Source organism: Streptomyces roseicoloratus, from assembly GCF_004117935.1.
In the GTDB taxonomy this organism is placed as follows: Bacteria; Actinomycetota; Actinomycetes; order Streptomycetales; family Streptomycetaceae; genus Streptomyces; species Streptomyces roseicoloratus.
Genome location: NZ_SDOY01000100.1, coordinates 38865 through 57745 on the forward strand (window position 1 = coordinate 38865; position 18881 = coordinate 57745).

The following is an 18881-nucleotide window of genomic DNA, read 5'->3' on the forward strand; positions in this document are numbered from 1 at the left end:
TCCTTCGTGGGTTCAGCCGGTTTACCGGGTGGCGTAGTCGCCGATCAGCTCCGCGCCGGTCGTCCGCTCGCCGCGCTCGGTGATCTCGCCGGCGACCCAGGACTCGACACCGCGGTCGGCGAGCGTCGCCAGGGCCACGTCCACCGAGTCGGCGGGCACCACGGCCATCATGCCGACGCCCATGTTCAGGGTCTTCTCCAGCTCCAGGCGCTCCACCCGGCCCGCCTTGCCGACGAGGTCGAAGACCGCGCCGGGCGCCCACGTCGACCGGTCGACGACGGCGTGCAGGCCGTCCGGGATCACCCGGGCGAGGTTGGCGGCGAGGCCGCCGCCGGTGATGTGGCTGAAGGCGTGCACGTCGGTGGTCCGGGTGAGCGCCAGGCAGTCCAGCGAGTAGATCTTGGTGGGCTCCAGGAGCTCCTCGCCCAGCGTCCGGCCGAACTCCTCGACCTGCTGGTCGAGGTTCATGCCGGCCCGGTCGAAGAGCACGTGCCGGACGAGCGAGTACCCGTTGGAGTGAAGACCCGAGGACGCCATGGCGATCACGGCGTCACCCGTACGGATGCGATCCGCGCCGAGCAGCCGGTCGTGCTCCACGACGCCGGTGCCCGCGCCGGCGACGTCGAAGTCGTCCGGGCCGAGCAGGCCCGGGTGCTCCGCGGTCTCGCCGCCGACGAGGGCGCAGCCGGCCAGGACGCAGCCCTCGGCGATGCCCTTGACGATGGCGGCGACCCGCTCGGGGTGGACCTTGCCGACGCAGATGTAGTCGGTCATGAAGAGCGGCTCGGCGCCGCAGACGACGATGTCGTCCATGACCATGGCGACCAGGTCGTGGCCGATGGTGTCGTACACGCCCATCTGGCGGGCGATGTCGACCTTCGTGCCGACGCCGTCGGTGGCCGAGGCGAGCAGCGGGCGCTCGTAGCGCTTGAGGGCGGAGGCGTCGAAGAGGCCGGCGAAGCCGCCGAGGCCGCCGAGGACCTCGGGGCGCCGCGTCTTCTTCACCCACTCCTTCATGAGCTCGACGGCGCGGTCGCCCGCTTCGATGTCGACGCCCGCAGAGGCGTAGCTGGCGCCGCCTGCGGCACTCACGGTCTGAGACATGGGGTTCAGAGCTTTCGTGTCGTTTACTGCGTCACTGCGGGGGTGCAGCGTGGTCTCACGGGCGGCGCAGGGCGTCGGCGGCCGCGGTGGCGGCGGGGCCGGCGGCCAGCTCCGTCTCCAGGAGCTGCTTGCCGAGCAGCTCCGGGTCCGGAAGCTCCATCGGGTACTCGCCGTCAAAGCAGGCGCGGCACAGGTTGGGCTTCTGGATGGTGGTCGCCTCGATCATCCCGTCGAGCGAGATGTACGAGAGCGAGTCCGCACCGAGCGACTTGCCGATCTCCTCGACCGACATGCCGTTGGCGATCAGCTCCGCGCGGGTGGCGAAGTCGATGCCGAAGAAGCAGGGCCACTTCACCGGCGGGGACGAGATCCTGATGTGGACCTCGGCGGCGCCGGCCTCGCGGAGCATCCGGACCAGTGCGCGCTGGGTGTTGCCGCGGACGATCGAGTCGTCGACGACCACCAGGCGCTTGCCCTTGATGACTTCCTTGAGCGGGTTCAGCTTCAGCCGGATGCCCAGCTGGCGGATGGTCTGCGAGGGCTGGATGAAGGTCCGGCCGACGTAGGCGTTCTTGACCAGGCCGGCGCCGAACGGGATGCCGGAGGCCTCCGCGTAGCCGATCGCGGCCGGGGTGCCGGACTCCGGGGTCGCTATCACCAGGTCGGCCTCGACCGGGGCCTCCTTGGCGAGCCGGCGGCCCATCTCCACGCGGGAGAGGTACACGTTCCGGCCGGCGATGTCGGTGTCCGGGCGGGCCAGGTACACGTACTCGAAGACACAGCCCTTGGGCTTCGCTTCCGCGAATCGAGAGGTGCGGATGCCGTTCTCGTCGATGGCGATCAGCTCGCCCGGCTCGACCTCGCGGACGAAGGTCGCACCGCAGATGTCGAGGGCGGCGCTCTCGGAGGCGACGACCCAGCCGCGCTCGAGACGGCCGAGCACCAGCGGGCGGATGCCCTGCGGGTCACGGGCCGCGTAGAGGGTGTGCTCGTTCATGAAGACGAGCGAGAAGGCGCCCTTGACGTCCGGCAGGACCTTGGCGGCCGCCTGCTCGATCGTGAGCGGCGTGCCGTCCTCGGTCACCTGGCCCGCGAGCAGCGCGGTGACCAGGTCGGTGTCGTTGGTGGCCGCGACCCGGCTGGTGCGGCCCTCCTTCTTCGGGAGGTCGGCGACCATCTCGGCGAGCTGGGCCGTGTTCACCAGGTTGCCGTTGTGGCCGAGCGCGATGGAGCCGTGGGCGGTCGCCCGGAACGTCGGCTGCGCGTTCTCCCACACGGACGCGCCAGTGGTCGAATAGCGGGCGTGACCGACCGCGATGTGACCCTGGAGGGAACCGAGAGAAGTTTCGTCGAAGACCTGGGACACGAGGCCCATGTCCTTGAAGACGAGGATCTGGGAGCCGTTGCTTACCGCGATTCCCGCGGATTCCTGGCCCCGATGCTGGAGGGCGTAGAGCCCGAAGTACGTGAGCTTTGCGACCTCTTCACCCGGAGCCCAGACACCGAAGACGCCACAAGCGTCCTGGGGGCCTTTCTCACCGGGGAGCAGATCGTGATTGAGTCGACCGTCTCCGCGTGGCACGCCACCGAGTGTAGGCGAGATCGACCACCGGTCCGAATTCGCACGGAGGCGTGATACGGGGCTGTACGATCACACAATCTGATCGTCTGTGGCTTGTCGGAGCCCACAAAGCAGGCGGGGTAAGGGATACCGCCCGGTCGGGTGATCCGAGCGGACGCTCGTACGGCGAGGGCGGGCCGACCGGGATGTGACGGAGGTCGCAGACCTACGGCCTCCCGGCACCCGCTCGGGCCCCGCCTGACCTGCCTCCGCCCCTGGTCGGCGCGGCCCCCTGCTCCTTCCCGGCCTGACGCCGACCCGGCTTGGGCCTGCCCCTCGGCCTATTCCTCGGCCTGGTGCCGACGCGGCGTCGGCCCGCACCTCGACCGGCCCCTCCGCCTATGCCTCGGCCTGCCCCTCGGCCGGACCCTCCGCCTATCCCTCGGCCTTCGCCGGCGCCGGTTCCGCGCGGGCCGTGAAGCCCTGGCCGTCCCCGTCGGTGATCGTCAGGGTGCGGTGGTCGAGCTCGTAGGTCAGCGGGCCGTCGAGGGCGTCGTACAGCTTGGTCTCCAGGTCCATCTCCGGGCCCGTGCAGATCATCCGGGTCGTCCCGATCGCGCCCAGCGTGATGGTCTTCCCCGAGATCTCCGCCGGGGCGGTGATCCGGTTGCAGCCGAGGCTGCCGGTGAGCCGGCCGTCCTTCCCGAACGTGAGCTTCGCCTTGCCCTCGGAACCCGCCGGGAGCGAGGCCGCGGTCCCTCCGTCGAGCAGGGCGTCCACCGTCCAGGCCGTGCCGACCAGCGGGGCGGCCGACTCGGCGGTCAGCTCCAGGCTCCGGCGGCCGTCGGGCGAGGTCAGCGTGAGTCCCTTCGCCACGGCCTTGCCCTTGAGCTCGCCGCTGAAGGCCTGCAGCAGGGTCCGCTCGAAGCGCTCGCGGTCGCCGGGACAGCCGATCGAGGTGACCTCGTGGGTGGAGACGGTGAGGGTGTCGCCCTTCACGGCGACGTCGGCGCCGAAGCCGTTGCAGCCGCTGTGGCCCTGGGCGCGGCCGTTCCCCTCGATCTCCAGGCGCGCGCCGGGCGGGGCCACGGACCGGGTGCCGTCGACGGTGACCGCGGCGATGGTCCAGTTGCTGTCGGCGACGGGGAGATCGGGGGCGCCCGGGGCGGCACCCGCCCCTGACCCGGTGCCGCCCTCCGCGCCGCACGCGGCGAGAAGGGCGACAAGAGCGGTGACGGCGGTGGTGGCGGCGAGTGCGCGCGACGTCTGCAGCATGCCGATGGGACGGGCGCCCGGTCGGGACGGTTCCGCCGGACGAGGGCCGCCTCACCCGGCCGTGGCAGCGCCACCGGCCGCGGCGGCGCCACCCGGCCGCGGCCGGTGCGCCGTCGCCCGGCCCCGGCAACCCTGGCGGCCCCGGCGACCCTGGCGGCCCCGGCGGCCCCGGCGACCCCGGCCCCGGCGGCCCTGACCGCGCCGCCGCCAAGCCGTCCGGCCGTCCGGCCGTCCGGCCGTCAAACCGCCAAGCCGTCAGGCCATCAGCGGCAGCAGCGCGGACAGGTCGGCCCGTTCCCCGCTCGCGCTGACCCGGGCCGCGTCCCGCTCCGTCGCCCAGTCGGTCCGGCCGGTCGCGAGCCGGATCCAGGTCAGCGGGTCCGTCTCGACCACGTTCGGCGGGGTGCCGCGGGTGTGCCGCGGGCCCTCGACGCACTGCACGACCGCGAACGGCGGCACCCGCATCTCCACCGCCCCGCCCGGCGCCTTCTCGGCGAGGGCGTCGGCGAGCAGCCGGGTGCAGGCGGCGAGCGCCTGCCGGTCCAGGGGCACGTCCAGCCCCGCGGCCCTGTTCAGGTCGTCGGTGTGGACGACGAGTTCGACGGTACGGGTGACCAGGAAGTCACCGAGGCGCATGGGGCCGATCCACAGGTCGAGCACCCGGTCGTCGTCGTGCGCGGCGAGCGCCTCCGCGAGCCGGCGGCCGGCCCGCTCGTACAGCTCGGGCAGCGGCGCTCCTCCGAGCGTCTCGCGCGCCGCGTCGGCGATCCGCCCGGACAGTTCGACGGTGGTGAAGGGCCACTGGTGCGGAAGGAGCGCGCCCTTGGCGGGGAGCTGAGCGGCCGGCGGGCGGTCGAGCGAGCCGGCCAGCGAGTCCGCGATCCACGCGACGTGCGCGGCGAGGTCGGACACCGTCCACGCGCCCAGGCCCGTCGGCCGGTCGAGCCGGTCGGGCGCGAGCCCGGTCACGGCGTCGGCGACGTGCCCGAACTGGGCGAGCACGGCGGCCCGGACCTTGGCGGAGTCGTACCGGCGGGTGCGCTTCTTGGCAGGTGGCATGGGCAGAGGCTAGCCCCGAGACTTGAGGGAGGGGGACGTCCGCTCACGAAAGGCAGTGGCGGGGCCATGACCCATCACGAGCACCCCGATGCGGCTCTGGCGCGCAGGGGCTACGAAGCGTTCAGCAGCGGCGACATGGAGACGCTGGCCTCCCTCCTGACCGGCGACTGCGCCCATCACTCGCCCGGCGAGAGCCAGATGTCCGGGCACTTCAAGGGCCGGGACAACGTCCTCGCCCACTACGGCAAGCTCATGGAACTGACCGACGGCACCTTCCGCGTCGAGCTGAAGGGAGTCTACCCGGACGGCAGGGGCCACGTCATGTGCGTCCACAAGTGGCACGCCGACCGGGGCGACCGGGGCATCGAGATGGAGGGCGGCCTCTTCCTCACGATCATCGGCGAGAAGGTCTCCGACCTCGACGAGTGCGTGGCCGACATCGCCGAGTCGGACGCCTTCTGGGGCCAGGCCGAGTAACCGGCCGTGAGCCCGCGGCAGGCCCGGTTGCCGGCAGACCGGGCGTCAGGGGCAGGCCCGGTGGCCAAGGGCAGACCCGGCGTCAGGGACAGGCCCGGCGTCAGGGACAGGCCCGGTGGCCGGGGCCACGGCGCGGGCCCCGCCGTCAGGCGGTCGTCAGGCGGCCGTAAGGCGGCGCTTCGACCGCCGGGCCGCCGTCACGTCGTCACGCCGTCAGGCCGTCAGGCCGTCAGGCCGTCAGGCCGTCAGGCCGTCAGGCCGTCAGGCCGTCAGGCCGTCAGGCCGTCAGGCCGTCAGGCCGTCAGGCCGTCAGGCCGTCAGGCGGGCGCTTCGGCCGCCGGCAGTCGTGGCGACCCCCTCCGCGCCCGGCAACGGCACCTCGAACGTCTCCCCGTTCCTCGGCACGCCCACCCCGCTCCAGGTGAACGGGACGCCGAGAGCCGTGTCCGCGTCCGGGCCGTCCATCAGCTGGAAGTGGACGTGCGGCTCGGAGGAGCTGCCGGAGTTGCCGCAGTCGGCCAGCACCTGCCCGGCGGTGACCCGGTCGCCCGGGCGCACGGTCAGCGAGCCCCGCCGGAGGTGGCCGTACATCGCGTACGTCCCGTCGCCGAGGTCCAGGACCAGGTGGTTGCCGGTCACGAGGCGGGCGCCGAAGAGGGCGCGTACGCCCGACTCGACGAACAGCATGTACAGCACGGCAGGCAGCGAGGTGCGGCTGAGGTGGTCGCGCAGGCCGTCCTCGGCGCTCGTCACCGTGCCGGCCGCGACCGCGCGCACCGGCGCCCCGAACGCGGGGAAGGCGGTGCCGCGCCGCACGAGCGGCCAGATCAGGGCCGGCGCGGGGCGCGGCCGCTCGTCGGACTCGGCGGTGATGTCGATCGCGTGGGTCTGCGCGTACTGGTGGGTGCCGTGGCTGGGGACGCGGTCGGCGGGGCTGTTCAGCGCCGACCAGCGGCCGGTGACCGGGGGCAGCACCTCGACCGGTGCCCGCTCGGGCAGGGCCCGGATCTGCTTGCGCCTGGTCAGGCCGAGGCCGAGGCCGAGGACGCCGGCGGCCGCGGCGGGCAGCCAGCCGACCACGTACGGGTACGGCAGGTCGACGGCGAACGAGACGAGCGTCTGGACGAGGAACAGCAGCCAGAGCGCGCGGTGTACGAGCCCCGCGATCCGGCGTACGCGCCTCGGACTCCTTCGTACGGACATGAACGTTTCCCCCTGGTCGGTCATGCGCTCGGTGCCCGCCCCGGGCGCGTGGTCGGCATCGCCCGGGACGTGCGCGGGCGTCACGTCGGCACGTCGGCACGTCGGCACGTCGGAGTCGTGACGACGTGGGCCGGTGTCGTGTCAGGGACGGGCGCCGGTGAGGAGAACGAGCAGCGGGACGACCCGCCCCCCGGGGACCTCGTGGCGGCCGCGTCCGGTGGTGTGGAGCCAGCCCGCGGCGGTGAGCTGCCGCAGGTGGTGGTAGATCTGGCCGGTCGTGCCGATCTCCTCCAGGTCCGCCAGCTCGGCGGCCGTGCGCCGGCCGCCCAGGATCTCGCGCAGCAGCCGGAGCCGTACCGGATGACCGAGCGCGGCGAACGCATCGGCGGCCTCGGACCAGTCCCGGTCCAGCAGGTCCTCGGCGAGGCCACCGGACTGCCACTCGTACCGCTCGCCCGTCGGCAGCCGGACCGCACCGGCGTACAGCACGCCGCCGTCGTCCGCCGCCACCTCGGCGAGCTGCGCCTTCAGGCCGTCGAGTGCCCAGAAGTCCCCGTCGGCCGGGGTGTGTTCCGGACGGCCGGTGCTCTCCAGTGCCGCCATACGCCGCTCGAGTGCGGCGACGCGCTCTTCGATCTCCACGAATACGAGATTACGTAATCACGTAGCAGCGTGCAACATCGAGGCCGCAGCGCCCAGCACCGTGCCCGGCGACGGCCCCCCGCGCCAGGAAGGCCGCACGGATCCCGCCCGCGGGGAACGCGAAGGGGCCCCCGCCTTCCGGCAGGGGCCCCTTCTGTAGCGCGTGACGTCAGGCCAGGAGGCCCGGGATCGTCGCCTCGTGCGCGGCGCGCAGCTCCTCCAGGGAGGCGCTGAACTCGCCCTGCACCTCGACCGCGTCGCCGTCGACGACACCGATCCGGGTGGCCGGCAGACCTCGCGCACCGCACATGTCGGTGAAGCGGAGCTCCTCGCTGCGCGGGACGGCGACGACCGCACGGCCGGCCGACTCGCTGAAGAGGAAGGTGAACGCGTCCAGGCCGTCCGGGACGACCAGACGCGCGCCGTTGCCGCCGCGCAGGCAGGACTCGACGACCGCCTGGACGAGTCCGCCGTCGGACAGGTCGTGGGCCGCGTCGATCATGCCGTCACGGGAGGCCGAGATCAGGATCTCGCCGAGCAGCTTCTCCCGGTCGAGGTCCACGGCCGGCGGCATGCCGCCGAGGTGCTGGTGGATCACCTCGGACCAGGCCGAACCGCCGAACTCCTCCTTGGTGTCGCCGAGCAGGTAGAGGAGCTGGCCCTCTTCCGCGAAGGCGATCGGGGTGCGGCGGTCGACGTCGTCGATCACACCGAGGACGGCCACGACGGGCGTCGGGTGGATCGCGACCTCACCGGTCTGGTTGTACAGCGACACGTTGCCGCCGGTGACCGGGGTCCCCAGCTGGAGGCAGCCGTCCGCGAGACCACGGGTGGCCTCGGCGAACTGCCACATCACGGCCGGGTCCTCGGGCGAACCGAAGTTCAGGCAGTCCGAGATCGCCAGCGGCTTGGCGCCGGAGGCGGCGACGTTGCGGTACGCCTCCGCCAGCGCGAGCTGCGCGCCCGTGTACGGGTCGAGCTTGGCGTACCGGCCGTTGCCGTCGGTCGCCATGGCCACGCCGAGGTTGGTCTCCTCGTCGATCCGGACCATGCCGGCGTCCTCGGGCTGCGCGAGGACCGTGTTGCCCTGCACGAAGCGGTCGTACTGGTCCGTGATCCACGCCTTGGAGGCCTGGTTCGGGGAGCCGACCAGCTTCAGGACCTGGTCCTTCAGCTCGGCGCCGCCCTGCGGGCGGGGCAGCTTGCCGGCGTCGTCGGCCTGCAGGGCGTCCTGCCACTCCGGGCGGGCGAACGGCCGGTGGTAGACCGGGCCCTCGTGGGCGACGGTGCGCGGCGGGACGTCGACGATCTGCTCGCCGTGCCAGAAGATCTCCAGACGCTCGCCGTCCGTCACCTCACCGATGACGACCGCGATGACGTCCCACTTCTCGCAGATCTCGAGGAAGCGGTCGACGTGCTGCGGCTCGACGATCGCGCACATGCGCTCCTGCGACTCGCTCATGAGGATCTCCTCGGGCGAGAGCGTCGCGTCGCGCAGGTGCACCTTCTCCAGGTCGACCCGCATGCCGCCGGTGCCGGCGGAGGCCAGCTCGGAGGTGGCGCAGGACAGGCCGGCACCGCCGAGGTCCTGGATTCCCGCGACCAGCTTCTCCTGGAAGATCTCCAGGGTGCACTCGATGAGGAGCTTCTCCTGGAACGGGTCGCCGACCTGGACGGCGGGGCGCTTGGTCGGCTTCGTGTCGTCGAAGGTCTCGGACGCGAGGACCGAGACGCCGCCGATGCCGTCGCCGCCGGTGCGGGCGCCGTAGAGGATGACCTTGTTGCCGGGGCCGGAGGCCTTGGCGAGGTGGATGTCCTCGTGCTTCATGACGCCGATGCAGCCGGCGTTGACCAGCGGGTTGCCCTGGTAGCAGGAGTCGAAGACGACCTCGCCGCCGATGTTGGGCAGGCCCAGGCAGTTGCCGTAGCCGCCGATGCCGGCGACGACACCGGGCAGCACGCGCTTGGTGTCGGGGTGGTCGGCGGCGCCGAAGCGCAGCGGGTCGACCACGGCGACCGGGCGGGCACCCATGGCGAGGATGTCGCGGACGATGCCGCCGACGCCGGTGGCCGCGCCCTGGTAGGGCTCGATGTAGCTCGGGTGGTTGTGCGACTCGACCTTGAAGGTGACCGCGTAACCCTGGCCGACGTCGACGACGCCCGCGTTCTCGCCGATGCCGACGAGCATGGCGTCGTTCTCGGGGGTCTTCTCGCCGAACTGCTTCAGGTGGACCTTGCTGCTCTTGTACGAGCAGTGCTCGGACCACATGACGGAGTACATGGCGAGCTCGGCGCCGGTGGGCCGGCGGCCGAGGATCTCGCGGATGCGCGCGTACTCGTCCTCCTTGAGGCCGAGCTCCTTCCAGGGCTGCTCGCTGTCCGGCGTCTCGCTCGCGTGCTTGACGGTGTCGAAAGCTCGGGGGTACGGGGGTCGCCCCCCGGAAGAAGGCAGCATCAGGCGTTGACCAGCTTCTTGAGGATCGAGGTGAAGAAACCGAGACCGTCCGTCTTGCCGGTGCCGATCAGCGGCTCGACGGCGTGCTCGGGGTGCGGCATGAGGCCGACCACGTTGCCCGCGGCGTTGGTGATGCCCGCGATGTCGCGCAGCGAGCCGTTGGGGTTGACGTCCAGGTAGCGGAAGGCCACCCGCCCCTCGGCCTCCAGCTCGTCGAGCGTGCGCTCGTCGGCGACGTACCGGCCGTCCATGTTCTTGAGCGGGACCTCGATCTCCTGGCCCCGGGTGTAGTCCGAGGTCCAGGCGGTCTCCGCGTTCTCCACCCGCAGCTTCTGGTCGCGGCAGATGAAGTGGAGGTGGTTGTTGCGCAGCATGGCGCCCGGCAGCAGGTGGGCCTCGGTGAGGATCTGGAAGCCGTTGCAGATGCCGAGGACGGGCATGCCCGCCTTCGCCTGCTCGATGATCGTCTCCATCACCGGCGAGAAGCGGGAGATGGCTCCGGCCCGCAGGTAGTCGCCGTACGAGAAGCCGCCCGCGAGGACCACGGCGTCGACCTGCTTGAGGTCCTTGTCGCGGTGCCACAGCGAGACGGGCTCGGCGCCCGCCAGACGGGCGGCGCGCAGCGCGTCCCGGTCGTCGAGCGTTCCGGGGAACGTGACGACGCCGATGCGTGCGGTCACGACGAGGCCCCGGCGGTTTCCGTGGACTCGACCCTGACGGTGAAGTCCTCGATCACGGTGTTGGCAAGGAAGGTTTCGGCCATCTCGTGGATGCGGGCGAGAGCGGCGTCGTCGACCGGTCCCTCCACCTCCAGCTCGAAGCGCTTCCCCTGGCGGACGTCGGCGATCCCGTCGAATCCGAGGCGGGGCAGTGCACGCTGCACCGCCTGTCCCTGCGGGTCGAGGATCTCCGGCTTGAGCATGACGTCGACTACGACGCGTGCCACTGGCACTCCCGGTGGTGTGTTGCGTGGGCGGTTCCCTCAGCGTACCTCCCTCCAAAATCTACGCGGGTAGAGACCTGAAGGATCCTCCAAAGGGCAACGAAACGCCACTCCGGGTGAATTCCAGTGGAATACCGCCGACCTCTGCCCGTCACCCGTGACACGCGGAAACAATTGCCTGGGCTTCCCCCTGCGACACCCGTCGCTGTACAAAGGAATGCAGAGGAACGCAATATTGCCCCCGGGTGGCCGTCACATCGACATCGCAGCAGGTCAGGGCGATGTCAACCCCTCAGATGACACGGCGATCCGCAGGAAAGGACCGATATCCGTGGCTCAGCGAGTAGTGGTCACTCTCTTCGACGACATCGACGGCGGAGAAGCGGCGGAAACGGTCGCGTTCGGCCTGGACGGGAAGATGTACGAGATCGACCTGAATCCCGCCAATGCAAAGAAACTGCGCAAGGTCCTCGCCCCCTACCTGGCCGCGGGGCGGAAGGTGAGTGCGGCAGGTCACAGAAAGTCGGGCAAGCCGGGCGACGGCGGCTACAGGCACACCACCCTCGAGCCGGATCCCGCCGCGGTCCGCGCCTGGGCCCAGTCCAACAAGCTGGACGTGCCGGCCAGGGGCCGCATCCCGAAGCGGGTCTACGAGGCCTTCCGGGCGGCGAGCTGAACGGACCGGAGCGGAGCGGGGAGCCGTCGGCGGGGACGCGGGCCGAGTCGCGGGCGGAACTGCGGACCGAGCCGCGCTCCCGGCCGCCGGCCCCGCGATCCGGAACCGGATTTGCGTTGCACCCCCCATGATCCGCTAGAGTCTGGATCACGCCGAGGGGCGAGGCCGCGCAGCCGAGTCCCACGCAGCGTGCGGGTGTAGTTCAGTAGCAGAACAGCCCCCTTCCAGGGGGAAGGCGCAGTGTGCGATCCCTGTCACCCGCTCTGCACCACGGATACCGGTTACCGACCACTCCGGTCGATCAGGTAAAGTGGTGCTCGCACCGCCCGGTGAAAGCCGGTCGGAGGCATGCGGACGTGGCTCAGTTGGTAGAGCATCACCTTGCCAAGGTGAGGGTCGCGAGTTCGAATCTCGTCGTCCGCTCAGGGAGCGAAGGCCCCGGTTCTCAGGAACCGGGGCCTTCGTCGTGCAGCCGCGCCTCTGCTTCCGTCGTACGTCTGCTTACGTCGTACGTCTGCTTCCGCTTCCGCTTCTGCTTCTGCTTCTGCTTCTGCTTCTGCTTCTGCTTCTGCCTCCTTCGTACGTCTGCTTCCGCGCACCCGCACTTCCGCATCCGCGCTGCCGCGCATCCGCACTTCCGCCTCCACGCATCCGCCTCCGCGCATCCGCTTCCCTGCGTTCGCTCCCCTTCTCCGCGGGATGTGGTGACGCCCACAGGTCGCGGGCCGGGAAACCCTGCCCTTCGCCGCCGCGATCCTGTGTATAGTTAGCAGCGCGCTACGGCGCATGCGGACGTGGCTCAGTTGGTAGAGCATCACCTTGCCAAGGTGAGGGTCGCGAGTTCGAATCTCGTCGTCCGCTCCATGAGAAAGCCCCCGGTCGATCCGACCGGGGGTTTTCCCGTTCCTCAGGACCAGCGGTTGCCGGTGAGGAGCTCGTACGCCTCCACGTACTTCGCGCGCGTCCGCTCCACGACCTCCTGCGGCAGCGCCGGCGGCGGCTGCTCGCTCTTGCGGTCCCAGCCGGAGGCCGGCGAGGTCAGCCAGTCGCGCACGAACTGCTTGTCGTACGAGGGCTGCGCGCGGCCCGGCTGCCACTGGTCGGCCGGCCAGAAGCGGGAGGAGTCCGGGGTGAGGACCTCGTCGGCGAGGACCAGACGGTCGCCCTCCTCCGTGGACTCGAAGCCGAACTCGAACTTCGTGTCCGCCAGGATGATCCCGCGCTCGCGGGCGATGTCCCGGGCCCGGCCGTAGACGGCGAGGGTCGTCTGGCGCAGCAGGGCGGCCGTCTCCGCGCCGACCTGGCGGGCCACCTCCTCGTACGAGACGTTCTCGTCGTGGTCGCCGACGGCGGCCTTCGTCGCCGGGGTGAAGATCGGCGCGGGCAGCTCGGAGCCGTCGGTGAGGCCCTCGGGCAGCGCGAGACCGCAGACGGTGCGGGACTCCTCGTACTCGACGAGGCCGGAACCGGTGAGGTAGCCGCGGGCCACGCACTCGACCGGGACCATGTTCAGGGACGCGCAGATCAGCGTGCGGCCGGCCCAGTCCGCCGGGGCGCCGGCGGGAAGCTCGGTCGACAGGACGTGGTGGGGGACCAGGTCGGCGAGCCGCTCGAACCACCACAGCGAGAGCTGGGTGAGCACCCGCCCCTTGTCGGGGATCTCGGTGGGAAGCACCCAGTCGTACGCGGACAGGCGGTCGCTCGCCACCATGACGAGGTCGCCCGCCTCGTTGCGGTACAGGTCGCGGACCTTGCCCGTGTGGAGATGGGTGAGGCCCGGGACCTGGACGGGTTCGGGCTTTTCTACGAATCCGGACACGGTTCCTCCGCGTAGGTTGATCCAGGAGCGTGCCCGATTCTCTCGCACATCCCGACGCCCCGGACCGCCGGGCCCTGTGACCCCCCGCTCAGTCCCGCTTGCAGATGCGGTCGAGCAGGTTCGCGGTGGCGCGCTGGACGCGGGCGTCCACGTGGCCGGGCCGGTCGAGCGCAGGCGACCAGGCGAACGTGCCGGACGCGAAGACCCAGGCGCCGGACGGGGCCCGGTAGAGGCTCGTCTCCTGGTGCCGCCGCACGCCCTCGCCGTCCCGGTACGGCGAGTGGGCGAGCAGGATGCGGCCCTGGTGCTCGGGCAGCGCGGTGCGCGGGAAGTAGCGGTCGGCCTCGCCCGCGACCAGGCCCGGGATCTCGTCGCCCTCGCCGGCTCCGGTGGCCTCCCAGAGCCAGTGGTCGGCGTTCCGTACGACCAGCGGGTGCGGTTCGGGCACCCGGCCCGCGTACTGGATGCCGAGCAGCTGCTGCTCGGCACGGTCGACCTCGCGCCACAGCGCGGGGCGGCCCGGGCCGCGGCGCTTGCGGCAGGTGAGGAGCCGGTCGGGAGCGCCGGACGGCGAGGGCGCCAGCTCCACCTGCCAGTACATGGTGTTCGCCGACAGGAAGACGAGCGAGGTGCCCACGTCGCGGGCCAGCTCGACGGTCCTGCGCATCGGCACCGACCAGTACTCGTCGTGGCCGGGGAAGACCAGGCCCCGGTAGCGGCTTGGGTCCACCCGGCCCGCGTGCAGGTCGCGGGTCTCCGCGTACGCCAGGTCGTAGCCGTAGCGCTCGGCCCAGCGGATGAAGTCGTACGCGTGCCCGACGTGCAGCGGCAGTCCGGCGCCCGCGTACGGGCGGTCGAAGGAGACGGTGACGGCCGCCTCCTCCTCGCCGAGCAGCCGGCCCTCCTCGTCCCACGCGTGGTAGAGGCTGGCGCCCGTGCGGCCGTCCTCGGGATAGAGGTTGTACGCCTGCCAGGTCACGTCCGGCAGCACGAGCAGCAGGTCCGCCGGGTGCCCGTCGCGCACCGTGAACGGGATGTGGGAGCGGTAGCCGTCGGCGGTGGTCAGCACGGCGACGTACGCGCCGATCGACCAGTACGACGGGATCTGCAGGCGCCAGGACTGCCACCAGTGGTGGCAGGAGACGGTCCGGTCGGCGGTCAGCGGGGCCGGCTGGACGATGCCGGAGAGCCGGGGGCTCGTGGTGATCTTGGCGGCCCCGTCGCCGCCGTAGTGCCCGATGCGGTAGACGTCGACCGAGAACTGCTGCGGCGGGTCCACGGTGATGTGGAAATCGATCGCCTCGCCCGGCGCCACCGCCCCGTCGGACGCGAAGCCCTTGATCTGGCCGCGCACGTCGTCGGCGGTGCGGGGGCCGCCGACACCGCCGCGGGCCAGGGTCTCGTCCGCGTACCACGGCACCATCTGGCCGGTGTCGTCGAAGTAGTTCTCGGAACCGCGCAGCCAGGGCAGCGGCCCCTGGCCGAAGGGATCCGAGACGGCGTGGGCGAGCGCGCCCGACTCCCACCGCCTGATCTGCTCCGCCCCCATGTCGCGCCCTCCCTCGGCTCCCCCGGTCGGCTGTTCGGCTGTTCGGCTGCTTGGTTGCTTGGCTGCTTGGTTTCGTTGCTTGGCTTGGCTGCTTCGCTTCGTTGCTTGCGCTGGGCCGACTGCTCGGGCGGTCGGGTGGTCGACCGCTCGGGTGGTCGGCTGGTCAGTGCCCCTGGTGTCTGCCTGTTGGTGGTGCCTCTGTCAGTGCCGGTCTCCAGCACATCACATAACGCACCCACTCCGTCACCGTTCGTCGTGAATTGACGAGAGTGGAAGACACCCCTCCGGAACGGCTGCCGGGACGGCCGGGAGCCGGCGGCGTCAGACGAGGCGGACGGGCTTCTCCGGCCGGACGCCGGTCTTCGTCAGCCAGGCACGCAGGGGCCGCGGGTCTCCGTCCTCGACCAGGCACAGCACGGCCGGCGTGAGGTCGGTGCTCCGCTCGCCCCGTACGAACAAAGCCGGGCCGTCCAGCCAGTCGAGGCCCGGAGCCGCGTCCGCCGAGTCGACGGCGGCGCAGCAGACCATCGCGGCGACGTGGTCGGCGAGCAGGTCGCGACCGGTGCGGGGCGGCTGGAGCGGGAACAGCGGCAGCGGCCCGTCGGGCCCCTCGGCGGTCGGCACGACCGGTCGCAGCCCCTCCTCACGGGCCGTCTGCGCGGTGAGCGCGGCGGCGAGGGCGTCGGCGGCCTCGGTGACGAGGGCGGGGGTGACGGCGGTCTCGGTGGCGGGGGCCTCGGTGGCGGGGGCCTCGGTGGCGGGGTCGGGGGTGGCGGGGGCCTCGGTAACAGGGGCCTCGGGGACGGCAGCCTCGGAGACGGCGGTCTCGGTCGCGGCAGCCTCGGTGACGGCGGTCTCGGTGCCGGCGGTCTCGGTAGCCGTGGACGGGGCCGTGCCGCTCGGGCTCGTCGTCAGGTGGGCCATGATCCGGGCCAGCGTCGGGGTGTTCCCTGCGGCGCCCGACGGCGCGGTGGGGCTCTGCGGGGTGCCCAGGCCCAGGCGGTCCAGAACCTGGTGGAGACGGGCCGCGTCGGCGCGCCATGTGCGGTCGACGACCTCCTCCGCGTACTCGCTCCACTCCACCGGGGCCCAGTCCGGGCTCGGTTCGGCCGGGACGCCGTGGAAGAGGCGGGCGGCGAGGAGCGAGGCGGCCTCGTCGACCGCGCCCGGTTCCTCCAGGAGGTCGCAGGCGGGGCGCTCGCCGAGCCGCGAGGCGAAGCTGTCGGCGAGCCGGTCGCGGCGGGACAGTTCGGTGAGGGCGGAGACCACGCCCGCGTCGAGGCGCGCGGGCCAGCGGCCCATGCGCCAGGCGGGCAGCGCGACCCGGGTGAGCAGCCGGTCCCAACCCGCGTAGGCGAGGCCGACCTGTTCCTGGGCGACGATCCGTACGCCGTAGTCCACGGCCTGGGCGCGCTCGGAGCCGGCCGCGGCGACGCCGCGCTCCATCTCGGCGGCATGGCCGCGGCAGCCCTTCAGCATGATCCCGGCCAGCCGTCCGACGCCCAGCGCGCCGAGCCTGCGGACCGGGTCGAGGCCGGGGCGCCGGGGCACGGCGACGGCCGCGTCGAGGCCGCGGACGAAGCGGCGGGCGGCGGCTATGTCGGGGTGTGCCGCCGGTCCGGTGCCCGCGACGACCGGCGCGAGGACCGCGCGCAGCTCGCCGACCCGCATCCACCAGAGGAACGGCGAGCCGATGACGAGGACGGGCGCCTCGCCGGCCGCGTGCCGGCGGTGCGCGGGATGGGAGCGGTCCTCGAGCCAGCTGTCGCAGTCGGGCGTGAGCGCTATCGCGGAGGGCTCGGGGACGCCGAGGCGGTCGGCGAGGTCGCGCACCAGCCGGTACAGATCGGGGGCCGCGCTCTCGGCGAGCTCGACCGTCGGTGTGACGGCCGGCTCCGAGCGGGCCACCACCAGTGCCACGGCCGCCGCGACGAGCAGGACGACCACGGCGAGGACGGTGATCACCCAGCGGGCGGTGTCCCAGCCGGGGCCGGTCATGTGGCCGGTGACCCCGCCCGCGTACAGGACGACGGCGACGGCGGCGGGAAGCACCGCGAGGCCGAGTGCCCTGCCGCGCACGCGGAGCACCGCGAGGGCCCGGGCGCGCGCGGCGCGCGCGCCGAGCTCGTCGCCGGCCGCTGAACCCGTACCGGTCACGCCGACATCACCCCCTCCTGCCCTGGTCGGGACTGCCCTGGTGGGGACCGACCCGGCCGGGACTTCCCCGGCCGGGACTGCCCGTGGCGGTGTTGGTCACTCCCCCACTGTGGCACCCGTCACTGACATCGCAATGTCGGTGGGCCAAGTGCCGGAACGCTTTCGCCGCACCCTAGTTGGGGCTTCGGCGGGCGTCATCCAGATGGGCGAGTCGTCACCCGATGGAATGGCTTTGGGCAATGGTGATGACGAAGGCGCGGCCGTGCGGTTCACTGCACGGCCGCGCCTCGTTCGGCCGGATGCGGCCTCGTTCAGGCCTCGTTCAAGCCTTGCTCAGGCCTTGCTCAGGCCTTGCTCGGGGCCTTGCTCAAGCGTTGGTCAGACCTCGGAGGCCTTCAGGGCGATGTCCGTACGGTGCTGCGAACCATCAAGACGGATGCGGCCGACCGCCGCGTAGGCACGCTCGCGGGCCTGGGCCAGGTCCGTTCCGGTGGCGGTGACCGAGAGGACCCGGCCGCCCGCGCTGAGGACGGCGTCGCCGTCCCGCTTCGTACCGGCGTGGAGCACGTACGCGTGCGGCGCGTCCTGCTCCGCGACCTCGGCCAGACCCTCGATCGGGTCGCCGGTGCGCGGGGTGCCCGGGTAGTTGTGGGAGGCGACGACCACGGTGACGGCCGCCTCGTCGCGCCAGGCGAGCGGGGCCTGGTCGGCGAGGGTGCCCTTGGCCGCGTTCAGCAGGACGCCGGCCAGCGGCGTCCTGAGGCGGGCCAGGACGACCTGGGTCTCCGGGTCGCCGAAGCGCGCGTTGAACTCGATGACCCGGACGCCGCGGCTGGTCAGCGCCAGACCCGCGTAGAGCAGGCCGGAGAACGGGGTGCCCCGGCGGCGCAGCTCGTCGACCGTCGGCAGGAGGACGCTCTCCAGGACCTCGTCGACCAGCTTGGGGTCGGCCCACGGCAGCGGCGAGTAGGCGCCCATGCCGCCGGTGTTCGGGCCCTCGTCGCCGTCGAGCGCGCGCTTGAAGTCCTGCGCGGGCTGCAGCGGGAGGACGGTCACGCCGTCGGTGATGGCGAAGAGGGAGACCTCGGGGCCGTCCAGGTACTCCTCGATCACGACGCGGTCGCAGGCGAGGGCGTGCGCCCGGGCCTGCTCCAGGTCGTCGGTCACCACGACGCCCTTGCCGGCCGCGAGACCGTCGTCCTTGACGACGTACGGAGCGCCGAAGGCGTCGAGCGCCTCGTCGATCTCCTCCGGGGTGGTGCAGACGTAGCTGCGGGCGGTGGGCACGCCGGCCGCGGCCATGACGTCCTTGGCGAAGGCCTTGGAGCCCTCCAGCAGGGCGGCCTCCTGGGAGGGTCCGAAGACCGGGATGCCGGCCGCGCGGACGGCGTCGGAGACGCCCGCGACGAGCGGGGCCTCCGGGCCGACGACGACGAGCTCGGCACCGAGCTCGGTCGCGAGCGCGGTGACGGCCGCGCCGTCGAGCTGGTCGACGGGGTGGAGCTCGGCGACCTCGGCGATTCCGGCGTTGCCGGGCGCACAGTGCAGAGCGGTGACGTCGGGATCGAGGGAGAGGGAGCGGCACAGGGCGTGTTCGCGGGCGCCGCCGCCGATGACGAGGACCTTCACGCCAGCCAGGGTAGCCCGCGGCCGCCCGTGATCTTTGTGCGGGCCGCTGAGCGAGACGCCCCTACTCGTTCGTGTATTCCTCCAGGACGGTGGCGCCGAGCTCGCGCACGATCAGCTCGTGCCCGGACAGCGCGGAGTCCACGAGGTCCGGGTCGTCCTCCTCCGGCACGTCGTCCTCGGGCGCGACCGGGGGCGGCGCCTGCGAGGTCTGCGGGTCGTGCGGCGTGTGCGGGCTGTGCGCCGGGGCGGGCGCCTGCTGCGCCGGCGGCTGCGGCCGTACGGGCGCGGGGGCCGGGGCGTGCGGCTGCGGCTGTACGGGGGCGGGGCCGGGG

The 18881-nt window shown here is 72.4% G+C and carries 15 protein-coding genes, 3 tRNA genes and 1 pseudogene; 5 read left to right on the top strand and 14 right to left on the bottom strand.

Going from position 1 to position 18881, the window contains the following annotated elements; translation table 11 throughout:
• Positions 1-21: 21 nt before the first annotated feature.
• The 4 genes from purM to ESG85_RS11120 form a co-directional block, all read right to left on the bottom strand.
• Positions 22-1104, bottom strand: coding sequence for a phosphoribosylformylglycinamidine cyclo-ligase (gene purM, locus ESG85_RS11100; RefSeq protein ID WP_128978028.1), 1083 nt, complete (start codon positions 1102-1104; stop codon positions 22-24).
• 55 nt (positions 1105-1159) lie between these two features.
• Positions 1160-2686, bottom strand: a complete 1527-nt coding sequence (gene purF, locus ESG85_RS11105; RefSeq protein WP_128978030.1) for an amidophosphoribosyltransferase — start codon at positions 2684-2686, stop codon at positions 1160-1162.
• Positions 2687-3100: 414 nt separating this feature from the next.
• Positions 3101-3940 (bottom strand): META domain-containing protein, encoded by an 840-nt coding sequence (locus ESG85_RS11110; protein ID WP_128978032.1) that lies wholly within the window; start codon positions 3938-3940, stop codon positions 3101-3103.
• A gap of 255 nt (positions 3941-4195) precedes the next feature.
• Positions 4196-4999, bottom strand: a complete 804-nt coding sequence (locus tag ESG85_RS11120) for a maleylpyruvate isomerase family mycothiol-dependent enzyme (RefSeq protein ID WP_128978034.1) — start codon at positions 4997-4999, stop codon at positions 4196-4198.
• 66 nt (positions 5000-5065) lie between these two features.
• Here ESG85_RS11120 and ESG85_RS11125 point away from each other — a divergent pair, with 66 nt between their 5' ends.
• A complete protein-coding gene (locus ESG85_RS11125; RefSeq protein ID WP_128978036.1) occupies positions 5066-5476 on the top strand; it encodes a nuclear transport factor 2 family protein in 411 nt (136 codons plus the stop codon).
• 309 nt (positions 5477-5785) lie between these two features.
• On the opposite strand, the gene ESG85_RS11130 is transcribed toward ESG85_RS11125, so the two are convergent.
• The 5 genes from ESG85_RS11130 to purS form a co-directional block, all read right to left on the bottom strand.
• Entirely contained in the window at positions 5786-6679 is an 894-nt protein-coding gene (locus ESG85_RS11130; RefSeq protein WP_128978038.1) for a M23 family metallopeptidase, read from the bottom strand.
• Positions 6680-6820: 141 nt separating this feature from the next.
• Entirely contained in the window at positions 6821-7321 is a 501-nt protein-coding gene (locus ESG85_RS11135) for an ArsR/SmtB family transcription factor (RefSeq protein WP_246094930.1), read from the bottom strand.
• A 169-nt stretch (positions 7322-7490) separates the two neighbouring features.
• Complete coding sequence (gene purL, locus ESG85_RS11140) at positions 7491-9776, bottom strand: phosphoribosylformylglycinamidine synthase subunit PurL (RefSeq protein WP_128978040.1); 2286 nt, start codon at positions 9774-9776, stop codon at positions 7491-7493.
• Complete coding sequence (gene purQ, locus ESG85_RS11145; protein ID WP_128978042.1) at positions 9776-10456, bottom strand: phosphoribosylformylglycinamidine synthase subunit PurQ; 681 nt, start codon at positions 10454-10456, stop codon at positions 9776-9778. Before purQ ends, purL begins: the two co-directional genes overlap by 1 nt.
• Positions 10453-10722: a phosphoribosylformylglycinamidine synthase subunit PurS gene (gene purS, locus ESG85_RS11150; RefSeq protein ID WP_128978044.1), complete on the bottom strand. Its 270-nt coding sequence runs from the start codon at positions 10720-10722 to the stop codon at positions 10453-10455. Before purS ends, purQ begins: the two co-directional genes overlap by 4 nt.
• A gap of 328 nt (positions 10723-11050) precedes the next feature.
• Here purS and ESG85_RS11155 point away from each other — a divergent pair, with 328 nt between their 5' ends.
• The 4 genes from ESG85_RS11155 to ESG85_RS11175 all read left to right on the top strand — a co-directional run bounded on the left by ESG85_RS11155 (position 11051) and on the right by ESG85_RS11175 (position 12259).
• Positions 11051-11395: a histone-like nucleoid-structuring protein Lsr2 gene (locus ESG85_RS11155; RefSeq protein WP_128978046.1), complete on the top strand. Its 345-nt coding sequence runs from the start codon at positions 11051-11053 to the stop codon at positions 11393-11395.
• A 191-nt stretch (positions 11396-11586) separates the two neighbouring features.
• Positions 11587-11658 (top strand) — tRNA-Gly (locus tag ESG85_RS11160).
• An 87-nt stretch (positions 11659-11745) separates the two neighbouring features.
• A tRNA-Gly gene (locus tag ESG85_RS11165) sits at positions 11746-11818 on the top strand.
• Between the two features lie 365 nt (positions 11819-12183).
• Positions 12184-12259: transfer RNA gene (locus tag ESG85_RS11175), tRNA-Gly, on the top strand.
• A gap of 43 nt (positions 12260-12302) precedes the next feature.
• On the opposite strand, the gene ESG85_RS11180 is transcribed toward ESG85_RS11175, so the two are convergent.
• From ESG85_RS11180 to ESG85_RS11200, 5 genes and pseudogenes are all read right to left on the bottom strand, one after another.
• Positions 12303-13214, bottom strand: a complete 912-nt coding sequence (locus tag ESG85_RS11180) for a phosphoribosylaminoimidazolesuccinocarboxamide synthase (protein WP_128978048.1) — start codon at positions 13212-13214, stop codon at positions 12303-12305.
• A gap of 88 nt (positions 13215-13302) precedes the next feature.
• Positions 13303-14763 carry a N,N-dimethylformamidase beta subunit family domain-containing protein gene (locus tag ESG85_RS11185; protein ID WP_128978050.1) on the bottom strand — a complete coding sequence of 487 codons (1461 nt, stop codon included), beginning with the start codon at positions 14761-14763 and terminating at the stop codon, positions 13303-13305.
• A gap of 321 nt (positions 14764-15084) precedes the next feature.
• Complete coding sequence (locus tag ESG85_RS11190; protein WP_128978052.1) at positions 15085-16920, bottom strand: hypothetical protein; 1836 nt, start codon at positions 16918-16920, stop codon at positions 15085-15087.
• A gap of 378 nt (positions 16921-17298) precedes the next feature.
• Positions 17299-18549: a phosphoribosylamine--glycine ligase gene (gene purD / locus ESG85_RS11195; protein WP_128978054.1), complete on the bottom strand. Its 1251-nt coding sequence runs from the start codon at positions 18547-18549 to the stop codon at positions 17299-17301.
• 61 nt (positions 18550-18610) lie between these two features.
• Positions 18611-18881 (bottom strand): annotated as a pseudogene (locus ESG85_RS11200) (DNA polymerase III subunit gamma and tau); the annotation flags it as partial.

Bases quoted from the DNA above. Each gene is read 5' to 3' on its own strand.
- purM (WP_128978028.1), bottom strand. From the start codon at position 1,104: ATGTCTCAGACCGTGAGTGCCGCAGGCGGCGCCAGCTACGCCTCTGCG.
- ESG85_RS11110 (WP_128978032.1), bottom strand. From the start codon at position 3,940: ATGCTGCAGACGTCGCGCGCACTCGCCGCCACCACCGCCGTCACCGCT.
- ESG85_RS11120 (WP_128978034.1), bottom strand. From the start codon at position 4,999: ATGCCACCTGCCAAGAAGCGCACCCGCCGGTACGACTCCGCCAAGGTC.
- ESG85_RS11125 (WP_128978036.1), top strand. From the start codon at position 5,066: ATGACCCATCACGAGCACCCCGATGCGGCTCTGGCGCGCAGGGGCTAC.
- ESG85_RS11130 (WP_128978038.1), bottom strand. From the start codon at position 6,679: ATGTCCGTACGAAGGAGTCCGAGGCGCGTACGCCGGATCGCGGGGCTC.
- purL (WP_128978040.1), bottom strand. From the start codon at position 9,776: ATGCTGCCTTCTTCCGGGGGGCGACCCCCGTACCCCCGAGCTTTCGAC.
- ESG85_RS11185 (WP_128978050.1), bottom strand. From the start codon at position 14,763: ATGGGGGCGGAGCAGATCAGGCGGTGGGAGTCGGGCGCGCTCGCCCAC.